A 13288-nucleotide genomic window follows, 5' to 3' on the forward strand; every position below is an offset into this window, starting at 1 on the left:
AACGGAGCCTGGCTTAGTGCTGGGCTTTTTTTTACGCAAAAAAAAGCGGACCACGGGGTCCGCAAAAGTTCACGTTGGCTTTAGTTTTTCGAGTTTTGAGAGAAACTCGCTGACGGTGCGGGGACGTCAAGGGTCAAACACGTGCCGCCTCGTCTATGTGATGTATTATTCAACAGAATGCTTGATAGGGATAATCGTTCGTTGCTATGCTATCTATCGCCATGAACTATCGTGGCGACGGAGGATGAATAATGAATATTCGTGATCTTGAATACCTGGTAGCGTTAGCTGAGCATCGCCATTTTCGCCGCGCGGCAGACTCCTGCCATGTCAGCCAGCCAACGCTGAGCGGTCAGATCCGCAAGCTGGAAGATGAGCTGGGCGTGATGCTGCTGGAGCGCACCAGTCGTAAAGTACTGTTCACGCAGGCAGGTCTGCTGCTGGTGGATCAGGCGCGCACCGTACTGCGCGAGGTCAAAGTGCTCAAGGAAATGGCAAGCCAGCAGGGGGAAGCGATGTCCGGCCCGCTGCATATTGGCCTGATCCCAACCGTTGGCCCGTACCTGTTGCCGCACATCATTCCGATGCTGCACCAGACGTTCCCGAAACTCGAAATGTACCTGCATGAAGCGCAAACCCATCAGCTGCTGGCGCAGTTAGACAGCGGTAAGCTCGACTGTGCGATTCTGGCGCTCGTTAAAGAGAGTGAAGCGTTTATTGAAGTACCGCTGTTCGATGAGCCGATGATGCTGGCGATTTATGAAGATCACCCGTGGGCGAACCGCGATCGCGTACCGATGGCCGATCTGGCCGGTGAAAAACTGCTGATGCTGGAAGACGGCCACTGTCTGCGCGATCAGGCGATGGGCTTCTGCTTCGAAGCGGGTGCCGATGAAGATACCCATTTCCGCGCAACCAGCCTGGAAACGCTGCGTAATATGGTGGCGGCGGGAAGCGGTATTACGCTGTTGCCGGCGCTGGCGGTGCCGCACGAGCGTAAACGTGATGGCGTGGTCTATCTGCCGTGTATTAAGCCGGAGCCGCGTCGCACCATTGGTCTGGTTTATCGTCCGGGGTCACCGCTGCGCAGCCGCTATGAGCAGCTGGCAGAGGCCATCCGCGGTGCGATGGATGGCCATTTTGACAGCGCGTTAAAACAGGCGGTTTAAGCCGTTCAGCGCAGCGACCCGATAAGCTTCCGCCATGGTCGGGTAGTTAAAGGTGGTGTTAACGAAGTACTCAATGGTGTTGCCACCACCTTTTTGCTCCATGATCGCCTGGCCGATATGAATGATTTCCGCCGCGCGTTCACCGAAGCAGTGAATACCGAGGATCTCTTTCGTCTCGCGATGGAACAGGATCTTCAGTGTACCCACGCTCATTCCCACGATTTGCGCCCGCGCCAGATGTTTAAACTGGGCACGACCCACCTCGTAAGGCACCTTCATGGCCGTCAGCTGCTGCTCGGTTTTGCCGACAGAGCTGATTTCCGGAATGGTGTAGATGCCCGTCGGGATATCTTCAATCAGATGCGCCGTCGCTTCACCTTTCACCAGCGCCTGTGCGGCGATGCGGCCCTGATCGTAAGCGGCGGAGGCCAGGCTTGGGTAACCAATCACGTCGCCCACCGCGTAAACGTGCGGCAGCGCAGTCTGGTACATGCTGTTGACCTTGAGCTGACCGCGGCTGTCGGTTTCAAGCCCGATATTCTCCAGCTGCAATGAATCCGTGTTGCCGGTACGGCCGTTGGCATACAGCAGGCAGTCGGCTTTCAGCTTCTTACCGGATTTCAGGTGCATGATCACACCGTCATCGCAGCCTTCGATTTTCTCGTACTCTTCGTTGTGGCGAATCACCACGCCACTGTTCCAGAAGTGGTAAGAGAGGGAATCTGACATCTCCTGATCGAGGAACGCCAGCAGCCGGTCGCGGGTGTTGATCAAATCAACTTTGACCTCCATTCCGCGGAAGATCGACGCATATTCACAGCCAATCACCCCCGCACCATAAATGATCACATGGCGTGGCTCGTGGTGCAGGCTGAGGATGGAGTCGCTGTCGTAAATGCGCGGGTGCGAGAAATCCACGTCTGCCGGATGGTAAGGACGGGAGCCGCAGGCGATCACAAATTTTTCAGCGGTGAGCGTCTCAACCGAACCGTCGTGGCACTCCAGCGCCAGGGTGTGTTCATCCACAAAATGCGCGTTCCCTTGCAGAATTTCACAGTGGTTGCGCTCATAGAAACCCTGACGCATGCGCGTCTGCTGGTTAATGACCGTGTCTGCGTGATTCAGGATATCGGCAAAGGAGGAGCGAAGAAGTCGGGAGTGGTCGCTGTAAAGAGGGTTCTGGTTAAATTCGATAATGCGGCTAACGGCGTGGCGGAGGGCTTTCGAAGGGATGGTGCCCCAGTGGGTGCAACCGCCGCCGACATTATGGTAGCGCTCAATAACCGCTACTCTGGCTCCCTGTTTTACCAGACCCATAGCAGCACCTTCGCCGCCGGGGCCGGAACCAATAACTATTGCGTCGTAATCGTAGGAATGTGGCATGGCAAGGCTTACCTGTTCTTATACATAAAAGCAACAGAATCATAACATCATTGCCAGGGTAACCCAATTATCGTTGTGCTTTTTTCGGGCAGTGGAGCACAAACCGCGCGTAAACAATCATTCACAAAGTCAGGTAAACAGATTAATTTTATTCTCTGGTATAGTGCCAACGGGCCTTTGGAAGGATTCAACTATCGTGATGGGCGTAAGAGCACAACAAAAAGAGAAAACCCGGCGTTCGCTGGTGGAAGCCGCATTCAGTCAACTGAGTGCTGAGCGGAGTTTTGCCAGTTTGAGCCTGCGTGAAGTGGCGCGCGAGGCCGGGATTGCGCCAACGTCCTTCTATCGTCATTTCCGTGATGTGGATGAACTGGGCCTGACCATGGTCGACGAGAGCGGTTTGATGCTGCGCCAGCTTATGCGTCAGGCGCGTCAGCGTATCGCCAAGGGCGGCAGCGTGATCCGCACTTCCGTGTCGACATTTATGGAATTTATCGGCAATAACCCTAACGCGTTTCGCCTGCTGTTGCGTGAGCGTTCCGGAACGTCAGCCGCGTTTCGTGCCGCCGTCGCGCGTGAAATTCAGCATTTCATCGCGGAACTTGCCGACTATCTTGAACTCGAAAACCATATGCCGCGTGCGTTTACTGAAGCACAGGCTGAGGCGATGGTGACGATTGTGTTCAGCGCGGGTGCTGAAGCGCTGGATGTCAGCATTGAACAACGTAAGCAACTCGAAGAGCGACTGGTATTGCAGCTGCGGATGATTTCTAAAGGCGCGTACTACTGGTATCGCCGTGAACAAGAGAAGTTGGCACATCAAAACGATGAGTGAAGGTGAGTAATGAAACAGTCAGGTCAGGATAAAGGAACGCTGTTGCTGGCATTGATCGCTGGCTTATCCATTAATGGTACGTTTGCGGCGGTTTTCAGCTCAATTGTACCGTTCTCGATTTTCCCGATTATCGCGCTGGTGCTGACGGTGTACTGCCTGCATCAACGTTATCTGAACCGCACGATGCCAGTTGGGTTACCGGGACTGGCCGCAGCCTGTTTTATTCTGGGTGTATTGCTTTATAGCACGGTGGTGCGCGCGGAGTATCCGGATATTGGCTCTAACTTCCTGCCTGCGGTACTGTCTGTGGCGCTGGTGTTCTGGATTGGCTCTCGCATGCGTAGCCGCAAGAGCGAGTTGCCGGAGTAGAGAAGGGTTTTGTAGTCGTTGTAGGGCAGGTAAGCGAAGCGCCACCTGCCAAAAAATGCCGGATGGCGCTACGCTTATCCGGCCTAAAGATTATCGTGCAGTAAGCAGTACGCCGCACTCCATATGGTGCGTATACGGGAACTGATCGAACAGCGCCAGACGTTCAACCTTGTGCGTCTGGCTTAATGTTTCCAGATTCTTGCACAGCGTCTCCGGGTTACAGGAGATGTACAAAATACGCGGGTACGCCTGCACCATCTTCTCGGTTTCGCTGTCCAGCCCGCTGCGCGGCGGATCGACAAAAATTGTCTCACACTGGTAGCTCTTCAAATCAATCCCTTGCAGGCGGTTAAACTCGCGTACGCCGTTCATCGCCTGGGTAAACTCTTCTGCCGCCATACGAATAATTTGTACGTTATCAATATGGTTAGCGGCGATGTTGTACTGCGCGGCTGCCACCGACGGTTTGGCGATTTCCGTCGCCAGCACGCGTTCGAAGTTACGCGCCAGCGCCAGCGAGAAGTTGCCGTTACCGCAGTAGAGTTCCAGCAGATCGCCCTTAGACCCTTCCGTCGCCTTCAACGCCCACTCCAGCATCTGCACGTTCATGGCGGCATTCGGCTGGGTGAAGCTGTTCTCCACCTGACGGTAAACCATCTCTTTTCCTGCCACCGGCAGACGCTCGTCGATGTAATCCTGGTCCAGCATGATTTTGGTTTTGGTCGCGCGGCCAATCAGGTGCACGTTGATATTCTGCGCGCGCAGCGCATCGCGCAGGGCTTCTGCCTGCTCGCGCCACTCGTCGGTCAGTGCTTTGTGATAGAGCAGAGAAACAATGGCCTGATTGCTTTGGGTGGTCAGGTAGTCAATCTGGAACAGCTTGTTGCGCAGTACCGGATTGTTGCGCACACCGTCGATCATCAGCGTCATCAGCTGGTTGATGAGCTCACTCGCCGCCGGAAAACTGTCTACGCGAATACGGGATTTCGTCTGCTGATCGAAAATGATGTGGTACAGGTCATCGCCATCGTGCCAGATGCGGAACTCAGCGCGCATACGGTAGTGGCTGACCGGAGAACGAAACACCTCGGGAACCGGCGCGTTGAAAGGCGTCATCATACTTTGCAGGCGGACAACTTTTTCTGCCAGCTGTGCGTCGTACTGTTCTGTCGGGAGGTGTTCGGGGGTCATGATGCGTCCTGAGTGATAAAGAATTACGCGGGGATTGTAGGGATTGTGCAGTGGATGTCCAGATTTAATGGCTAATAGCTATCTGGACATCTATACGTGTCTAATTGTAGCATTCTGTTTCCGGTCTCCTGAGAGTGAAAAGGGAATCCAGTGCAAATCTGGAGCTGACGCGCAGCGGTAAAGACTGGCGGGATGAGAGTTGTAGACACTGTGAAAATGGGAAGTCTTCATCCGTATAACGCCACCCAGCCCGAAGACCTGCCGGGATCACGTCGCATTTGGTTTCATCATCGCGTGCTATCGGTGAGGCCTGCGGCATCCTTCTTATATTGTGGATGCTTTAACAATGATTAAAAAAGTATCGCTGTTGACGGTGTTTTCCGTCACGGCATTTTCGGGCTGGGCGCAGGAAAGCGCCGACTCGTTGGTGGTGACAGCAAACCGTTTCGAACAACCAGCAAAAACCGTTCTGGCTCCGACCTCCGTCGTGACGCGTGAGGATATTGAACGCTGGCAGGCAACGAGTGTTGTGGAAATCATGTCACGCCTGCCGGGTGTGGACATCGCACAAAGCGGCGGGATGGGGTCGACCTCTTCAACGTTTATTCGCGGTACGGAATCCCGCCATGTTCTGGTACTGATTGATGGTATCCCTCTGAATAATGCCGGGATCAGCAACGTTCCCGATTTAAGCCAAATTCCGACGTCGCTGATTCAGCGTATTGAGTACATTCGCGGCCCACGTTCGGCGCTGTATGGCTCCGACGCGATTGGCGGTGTGATTAACATCATTACCGGGCGCGACAAGCCGGGTGCGGAAATTTCTGCGGGTGTCGGTTCAAAGGGGTATCAAAACTATAACGGTGCCTTCCAGCAGGTGTTCGATAAAACCAAAATCACCATGGCCGGTGATTATACCTATACCCGTGGTTTTGATATTGCCGCAAAAGATGCCCCGCGCCAGCCAGACCGCGATGGTTTTATGAGTAAATCGCTGTTTGGCTCGGTGGAGCAGCAGTTTACCGACAGCGTCAGCGGATTCGTCCGTGGCTTTGGCTACGATAACCGCTCCGCGTATGACGGTTACGATCACTATGGCGCGACCGGCATTGATGGGCGGCCGGACACGCGTCAGGTTTACAGCCAGAACTGGGACACCGGGTTGCGCTATAACCAGGGTATTTTCCAGTCACAGCTGGTGGCAGGGTATGGCCGTAGCAAAGATCAGAACTATGATCCGAAAAAAGGCCGCTACGCTGACTCCGCAACCATGGATGACGTGAAGCAGTACACCACCCAGTGGCTGAATACGGTTGAAGTGGGGCACGGCAATATCGGCGCGGGTCTGGACTGGCAGAAGCAGAAAACCCAGGCGGGTACGGGCTATCTGGAAAAAGGTTACGAACAACGTAATACCGGCGTGTTCCTTTCGGCGATGCAGCAGTTCAACAGCGTGACGCTGGAAGCGGCGGCGCGTAATGACGATAACTCTAACTTTGGCAATCATGCCACCTGGCAGACCAGCGCCGCATGGGAGTTCATCGACGGGTATCGCATCATCGGTTCTTACGGCACAGCGTATAAAGCGCCGACCATGAGCCAGATCCACAGTAAGGATTACGGCAATCCGGACCTGAAGCCAGAAGAGAGTAAGCAGTGGGAAGGTGGTTTTGAAGGCCTGACGGGGCCGGTAAACTGGCGCGTGACGGGTTATCGTAATGATATTGATAACCTGATTAACAGCGACCCGCGGACCTACCGTTATTACAACGTGGATGAGGCTCGCATCAAAGGGATTGAGGTGACGGCGCAGTTCGATACCGGACCGGTAGGGCACCAAATTTCCTATGACTACGTTGACCCGCGCAATGTGAAAACCAACGAAGTCCTGGCACGTCGCTCAAAGCAGCAGGTTAAGTATCAGCTTGACTGGCAGGTGTGGGATCTCGACTGGAATCTGGCGTACCGTTATCTGGGCACTCGCTATGACGTTGCCGTTGATCCGAATACCTATGCAACAGAACGCGTGAAAATGGGCGGCGTCAGCCTGTGGGACGTCGCGGTTTCATATCCCGTCACCTCTCATCTCACAGTTCGTGGTAAAATAGCCAACCTGTTCGATAAAGATTACGAGACAGTTTATGGCTACCAAACTGCAGGACGGGAATACACCTTGTCTGGCAGCTACACCTTCTGATCCGCGTCCCACCGTGCTGGTGTTTGATTCCGGCGTCGGTGGGCTTTCGGTCTATGATGAGATTCGGCAGCTCCTGCCGGATCTCCATTACATCTACGCCTTCGATAACGTCGCGTTCCCGTATGGGGAAAAGAGTGAAGACTTTATTGTTGAGCGTGTGGTTGAAATCGTCACCGCGGTACAAAAGCGTTATCCTCTGGCGCTGGCGGTCATTGCCTGTAATACGGCAAGCACGGTCTCTCTTCCTGCCCTGCGCGAAAAATTCCCGTTCCCGGTTGTGGGCGTTGTGCCGGCAATTAAACCTGCTGCGCGTCTGACGGCGAACGGCATCGTGGGTTTGCTGGCGACGCGTGGTACGGTAAAACGTCCTTATACGCGCGAGCTTATTGAGCGCTTTGCCAATGAATGCCAGATCGCCATGCTCGGTTCCGCGGAGCTGGTGGAAATGGCGGAAGCGAAGCTGCACGGCGAGACGGTCTCGCTTGAAGAGCTGCGTCGTATTCTGCGTCCATGGCTGCGGATGCAGGAACCACCGGATACGGTTGTTCTCGGCTGTACCCATTTCCCGCTATTACAGGAAGAGCTGTTAAAGGTTCTGCCTGAAGGGACCCGGCTGGTGGATTCCGGTGCTGCGATTGCGCGTCGGACGGCCTGGTTGCTGGAACACGAGGCGCCGGATGCGAAATCCGCGGATGCGAACATCGCTTTTTGTATGGCGATAACAAAAGAAACTGAACAACTTTTGCCCGTTTTACGTCGTTATGGCTTTGAAACGCTCGAAAAACTGGCGCTGTAGCACGGTTTTGAGCAAAAAAGAGACGGTTGAACGTTTTTTTTCAAAGAGGGGTTGTCAACGTCTGAGAACTCCCTATAATGCGCCTCCACTGACACGGAACAACGGCTTGCAAGCCGCCGGGACAGCGGGGTTCAGAGATGAACGCCAACAGAGAAAAGTGAAAATAATTGCTTGACTCTGAATGAGGAAAACGTAATATACGGGACCTCGCAACGATGTGCTGAAAGCCGCGTTGCAACTGCTCTTTAACAATTTATCAGACAATCTGTGTGGGCACTCAAAGTGACATGGATTCTTAACGTCCTCGGACGATAAATAAATACCAAGTCTCAACGAGTGAACACGTAATTCATTACGAAGTTTAATTCATTGAGCATCAAACTTTTAAATTGAAGAGTTTGATCATGGCTCAGATTGAACGCTGGCGGCAGGCCTAACACATGCAAGTCGAACGGTAACAGGAAGCAGCTTGCTGCTTTGCTGACGAGTGGCGGACGGGTGAGTAATGTCTGGGAAACTGCCTGATGGAGGGGGATAACTACTGGAAACGGTAGCTAATACCGCATAACGTCGCAAGACCAAAGAGGGGGACCTTCGGGCCTCTTGCCATCGGATGTGCCCAGATGGGATTAGCTAGTAGGTGGGGTAACGGCTCACCTAGGCGACGATCCCTAGCTGGTCTGAGAGGATGACCAGCCACACTGGAACTGAGACACGGTCCAGACTCCTACGGGAGGCAGCAGTGGGGAATATTGCACAATGGGCGCAAGCCTGATGCAGCCATGCCGCGTGTATGAAGAAGGCCTTCGGGTTGTAAAGTACTTTCAGCGGGGAGGAAGGCGATAAGGTTAATAACCTTGTCGATTGACGTTACCCGCAGAAGAAGCACCGGCTAACTCCGTGCCAGCAGCCGCGGTAATACGGAGGGTGCAAGCGTTAATCGGAATTACTGGGCGTAAAGCGCACGCAGGCGGTCTGTCAAGTCGGATGTGAAATCCCCGGGCTCAACCTGGGAACTGCATTCGAAACTGGCAGGCTAGAGTCTTGTAGAGGGGGGTAGAATTCCAGGTGTAGCGGTGAAATGCGTAGAGATCTGGAGGAATACCGGTGGCGAAGGCGGCCCCCTGGACAAAGACTGACGCTCAGGTGCGAAAGCGTGGGGAGCAAACAGGATTAGATACCCTGGTAGTCCACGCCGTAAACGATGTCGACTTGGAGGTTGTGCCCTTGAGGCGTGGCTTCCGGAGCTAACGCGTTAAGTCGACCGCCTGGGGAGTACGGCCGCAAGGTTAAAACTCAAATGAATTGACGGGGGCCCGCACAAGCGGTGGAGCATGTGGTTTAATTCGATGCAACGCGAAGAACCTTACCTACTCTTGACATCCAGAGAACTTAGCAGAGATGCTTTGGTGCCTTCGGGAACTCTGAGACAGGTGCTGCATGGCTGTCGTCAGCTCGTGTTGTGAAATGTTGGGTTAAGTCCCGCAACGAGCGCAACCCTTATCCTTTGTTGCCAGCGGTTAGGCCGGGAACTCAAAGGAGACTGCCAGTGATAAACTGGAGGAAGGTGGGGATGACGTCAAGTCATCATGGCCCTTACGAGTAGGGCTACACACGTGCTACAATGGCGCATACAAAGAGAAGCGACCTCGCGAGAGCAAGCGGACCTCATAAAGTGCGTCGTAGTCCGGATTGGAGTCTGCAACTCGACTCCATGAAGTCGGAATCGCTAGTAATCGTGGATCAGAATGCCACGGTGAATACGTTCCCGGGCCTTGTACACACCGCCCGTCACACCATGGGAGTGGGTTGCAAAAGAAGTAGGTAGCTTAACCTTCGGGAGGGCGCTTACCACTTTGTGATTCATGACTGGGGTGAAGTCGTAACAAGGTAACCGTAGGGGAACCTGCGGTTGGATCACCTCCTTACCTTAAAGAACCTGCCTTTGCAGTGCTCACACAGATTGTCTGATGAAAAACAGCAGTAAAAAACCTCTACAGGCTTGTAGCTCAGGTGGTTAGAGCGCACCCCTGATAAGGGTGAGGTCGGTGGTTCAAGTCCACTCAGGCCTACCAAATTTTTGCTGATGCTGCGTTGCGGCGACACTCACATACCTGAGTATGCTTCGTGTCACCACGCCTTGCTTCAACAAAAATTACCGGTACAGAGGTGACTACGATGGGGCTATAGCTCAGCTGGGAGAGCGCCTGCCTTGCACGCAGGAGGTCTGCGGTTCGATCCCGCATAGCTCCACCATCTTTTACTGCGAACACAAGAAAACTTCAGAGTGAACCTGAAAAGGTGCACTGCGAAGTTTTGCTCTTTAAAAATCTGGATCAAGCTGAAAATTGAAACGACACACAGCTCATGTGTGTTCGAGTCTCTCAAATTTTCGCAACCATGAAGTGAAACATCTTCGGGTTGTGAGGTTAAGCGACTAAGCGTACACGGTGGATGCCCTGGCAGTCAGAGGCGATGAAGGACGTGCTAATCTGCGAAAAGCGCCGGCGAGGTGATATGAACCCTTGACCCGGCGATGTCCGAATGGGGAAACCCAGTGTGTTCCGACACACTATCGTTAACTGAATACATAGGTTAACGAGGCGAACCGGGGGAACTGAAACATCTAAGTACCCCGAGGAAAAGAAATCAACCGAGATTCCCCCAGTAGCGGCGAGCGAACGGGGAGCAGCCCGGAGTCTGAATCAGCTTGTGTGTTAGTGGAACGGTCTGGAAAGTCCGACGGTACAGGGTGATAGTCCCGTACACGAAAATGCACTTGCTGTGAACTCGAAGAGTAGGGCGGGACACGTGGTATCCTGTCTGAATATGGGGGGACCATCCTCCAAGGCTAAATACTCCTGACTGACCGATAGTGAACCAGTACCGTGAGGGAAAGGCGAAAAGAACCCCGGCGAGGGGAGTGAAAAAGAACCTGAAACCGTGTACGTACAAGCAGTGGGAGCACCTTCGGGTGTGACTGCGTACCTTTTGTATAATGGGTCAGCGACTTATATTCTGTAGCAAGGTTAACCGTATAGGGGAGCCGAAGGGAAACCGAGTCTTAACTGGGCGTTAAGTTGCAGGGTATAGACCCGAAACCCGGTGATCTAGCCATGGGCAGGTTGAAGGTTGGGTAACACTAACTGGAGGACCGAACCGACTAATGTTGAAAAATTAGCGGATGACCTGTGGCTGGGGGTGAAAGGCCAATCAAACCGGGAGATAGCTGGTTCTCCCCGAAAGCTATTTAGGTAGCGCCTCGTGAACTCATCTTCGGGGGTAGAGCACTGTTTCGGCTAGGGGGCCATCCCGGCTTACCAACCCGATGCAAACTACGAATACCGAAGAATGTTATCACGGGAGACACACGGCGGGTGCTAACGTCCGTCGTGAAGAGGGAAACAACCCAGACCGCCAGCTAAGGTCCCAAAGTCATGGTTAAGTGGGAAACGATGTGGGAAGGCACAGACAGCCAGGATGTTGGCTTAGAAGCAGCCATCATTTAAAGAAAGCGTAATAGCTCACTGGTCGAGTCGGCCTGCGCGGAAGATGTAACGGGGCTAAACCATGCACCGAAGCTGCGGCAGCGACACTATGTGTTGTTGGGTAGGGGAGCGTTCTGTAAGCCGTTGAAGGTGTGCTGTGAGGCATGCTGGAGGTATCAGAAGTGCGAATGCTGACATAAGTAACGATAAAGCGGGTGAAAAGCCCGCTCGCCGGAAGACCAAGGGTTCCTGTCCAACGTTAATCGGGGCAGGGTGAGTCGACCCCTAAGGCGAGGCCGAAAGGCGTAGTCGATGGGAAACAGGTTAATATTCCTGTACTTGGTGTTACTGCGAAGGGGGGACGGAGAAGGCTATGTCAGCCGGGCGACGGTTGTCCCGGTTTAAGCATGTAGGCGGAGGTTCCAGGTAAATCCGGTACCTTTTAACGCTGAGGTGTGATGACGAGGCACTACGGTGCTGAAGTGATAAATGCCCTGCTTCCAGGAAAAGCCTCTAAGCATCAGGTAACACGAAATCGTACCCCAAACCGACACAGGTGGTCAGGTAGAGAATACCAAGGCGCTTGAGAGAACTCGGGTGAAGGAACTAGGCAAAATGGTGCCGTAACTTCGGGAGAAGGCACGCTGATATGTAGGTGAAGCCCCTGCGGGCGGAGCTGAAATCAGTCGAAGATACCAGCTGGCTGCAACTGTTTATTAAAAACACAGCACTGTGCAAACACGAAAGTGGACGTATACGGTGTGACGCCTGCCCGGTGCCGGAAGGTTAATTGATGGGGTTAGCGGCAACGCGAAGCTCTTGATCGAAGCCCCGGTAAACGGCGGCCGTAACTATAACGGTCCTAAGGTAGCGAAATTCCTTGTCGGGTAAGTTCCGACCTGCACGAATGGCGTAATGATGGCCAGGCTGTCTCCACCCGAGACTCAGTGAAATTGAACTCGCTGTGAAGATGCAGTGTACCCGCGGCAAGACGGAAAGACCCCGTGAACCTTTACTATAGCTTGACACTGAACACTGGTCCTTGATGTGTAGGATAGGTGGGAGGCTTTGAAGCGTGGACGCCAGTCTGCGTGGAGCCATCCTTGAAATACCACCCTTTAATGGCTGGTGTTCTAACGTAGACCCGTGATCCGGGTTGCGGACAGTGTCTGGTGGGTAGTTTGACTGGGGCGGTCTCCTCCCAAAGAGTAACGGAGGAGCACGAAGGTTGGCTAATCCTGGTCGGACATCAGGAGGTTAGTGCAATGGCATAAGCCAGCTTGACTGCGAGCGTGACGGCGCGAGCAGGTGCGAAAGCAGGTCATAGTGATCCGGTGGTTCTGAATGGAAGGGCCATCGCTCAACGGATAAAAGGTACTCCGGGGATAACAGGCTGATACCGCCCAAGAGTTCATATCGACGGCGGTGTTTGGCACCTCGATGTCGGCTCATCACATCCTGGGGCTGAAGTAGGTCCCAAGGGTATGGCTGTTCGCCATTTAAAGTGGTACGCGAGCTGGGTTTAGAACGTCGTGAGACAGTTCGGTCCCTATCTGCCGTGGGCGCTGGAGAATTGAGGGGGGCTGCTCCTAGTACGAGAGGACCGGAGTGGACGCATCACTGGTGTTCGGGTTGTCATGCCAATGGCACTGCCCGGTAGCTAAATGCGGAAGAGATAAGTGCTGAAAGCATCTAAGCACGAAACTTGCCCCGAGATGAGTTCTCCCTGAGACTTTAAGTCTCCTGAAGGAACGTTGAAGACGACGACGTTGATAGGTCGGGTGTGTAAGCGCAGCGATGCGTTGAGCTAACCGATACTAATGAACCGTGAGGCTTAACCTTACAACGCCGAAGATGTTT

At 53.8% G+C, this 13288-nt stretch carries 7 protein-coding genes, 2 tRNA genes, 2 rRNA genes and 1 riboswitch; of the genes, 9 read left to right on the top strand and 2 right to left on the bottom strand.

Annotated elements, in window-relative coordinates:
- Nucleotides 1-251 precede the first annotated feature (251 nt).
- Entirely contained in the window at nucleotides 252-1169 is a 918-nt protein-coding gene (oxyR, locus tag CU081_RS04625; protein WP_008501786.1) for a DNA-binding transcriptional regulator OxyR, read from the top strand.
- Here the strand turns inward: oxyR and sthA are convergent.
- On the bottom strand, nucleotides 1152-2552 hold the full coding sequence (gene sthA, locus CU081_RS04630) for a Si-specific NAD(P)(+) transhydrogenase (RefSeq protein ID WP_003862057.1): 1401 nt from the start codon (nucleotides 2550-2552) through the stop codon (nucleotides 1152-1154). The genes oxyR and sthA overlap by 18 nt on opposite strands.
- Nucleotides 2553-2748: 196 nt before the next feature.
- On the opposite strand from sthA, the gene fabR reads away from it, so the two are divergent.
- Both fabR and CU081_RS04640 read left to right on the top strand, forming a co-directional pair.
- Nucleotides 2749-3387, top strand: coding sequence for an HTH-type transcriptional repressor FabR (gene fabR / locus CU081_RS04635; RefSeq protein WP_003862059.1), 639 nt, complete (start codon nucleotides 2749-2751; stop codon nucleotides 3385-3387).
- Nucleotides 3388-3396: 9 nt separating this feature from the next.
- Nucleotides 3397-3756: a YijD family membrane protein gene (locus tag CU081_RS04640; RefSeq protein WP_003862061.1), complete on the top strand. Its 360-nt coding sequence runs from the start codon at nucleotides 3397-3399 to the stop codon at nucleotides 3754-3756.
- A 90-nt stretch (nucleotides 3757-3846) separates the two neighbouring features.
- Here CU081_RS04640 and trmA read toward each other — a convergent pair whose 3' ends face one another.
- Entirely contained in the window at nucleotides 3847-4947 is a 1101-nt protein-coding gene (gene trmA / locus CU081_RS04645; RefSeq protein ID WP_003862063.1) for a tRNA (uridine(54)-C5)-methyltransferase TrmA, read from the bottom strand.
- A gap of 104 nt (nucleotides 4948-5051) precedes the next feature.
- A riboswitch (cobalamin riboswitch) is annotated at nucleotides 5052-5227 on the top strand.
- Nucleotides 5228-5293: 66 nt separating this feature from the next.
- On the opposite strand from trmA, the gene btuB reads away from it, so the two are divergent.
- From btuB to CU081_RS04675, 6 genes are all read left to right on the top strand, one after another.
- A complete protein-coding gene (gene btuB, locus CU081_RS04650; protein ID WP_039269135.1) occupies nucleotides 5294-7144 on the top strand; it encodes a TonB-dependent vitamin B12 receptor BtuB in 1851 nt (616 codons plus the stop codon).
- Nucleotides 7089-7940 carry a glutamate racemase gene (gene murI, locus CU081_RS04655; protein WP_003862067.1) on the top strand — a complete coding sequence of 284 codons (852 nt, stop codon included), beginning with the start codon at nucleotides 7089-7091 and terminating at the stop codon, nucleotides 7938-7940. Before btuB ends, murI begins: the two co-directional genes overlap by 56 nt.
- 386 nt (nucleotides 7941-8326) lie before the next feature.
- Nucleotides 8327-9868, top strand: a 16S ribosomal RNA gene (locus CU081_RS04660).
- A 70-nt stretch (nucleotides 9869-9938) separates the two neighbouring features.
- Nucleotides 9939-10015: transfer RNA gene (locus tag CU081_RS04665), tRNA-Ile, on the top strand.
- A gap of 105 nt (nucleotides 10016-10120) precedes the next feature.
- Nucleotides 10121-10196 (top strand) — tRNA-Ala (locus CU081_RS04670).
- A gap of 171 nt (nucleotides 10197-10367) precedes the next feature.
- Nucleotides 10368-13270: ribosomal RNA gene (locus tag CU081_RS04675) — 23S ribosomal RNA — on the top strand.
- Together the 16S and 23S rRNA genes with 2 tRNA genes alongside form the textbook arrangement of a ribosomal RNA operon.
- The last annotated feature ends 18 nt before the right edge of the window (nucleotides 13271-13288 follow it).

Source organism: Enterobacter sp. CRENT-193, assembly GCF_002787395.1.
In the GTDB taxonomy this organism is placed as follows: domain Bacteria; phylum Pseudomonadota; class Gammaproteobacteria; order Enterobacterales; family Enterobacteriaceae; genus Enterobacter; species Enterobacter hormaechei_C.

Excerpts from the sequence above, each read along its gene's own strand:
- oxyR (WP_008501786.1), top strand. The coding sequence starts at position 252 with ATGAATATTCGTGATCTTGAATACCTGGTAGCGTTAGCTGAGCATCGC.
- murI (WP_003862067.1), top strand. The coding sequence starts at position 7,089 with ATGGCTACCAAACTGCAGGACGGGAATACACCTTGTCTGGCAGCTACA.
- trmA (WP_003862063.1), bottom strand. The coding sequence starts at position 4,947 with ATGACCCCCGAACACCTCCCGACAGAACAGTACGACGCACAGCTGGCA.
- sthA (WP_003862057.1), bottom strand. The coding sequence starts at position 2,552 with ATGCCACATTCCTACGATTACGACGCAATAGTTATTGGTTCCGGCCCC.
- CU081_RS04640 (WP_003862061.1), top strand. The coding sequence starts at position 3,397 with ATGAAACAGTCAGGTCAGGATAAAGGAACGCTGTTGCTGGCATTGATC.
- btuB (WP_039269135.1), top strand. The coding sequence starts at position 5,294 with ATGATTAAAAAAGTATCGCTGTTGACGGTGTTTTCCGTCACGGCATTT.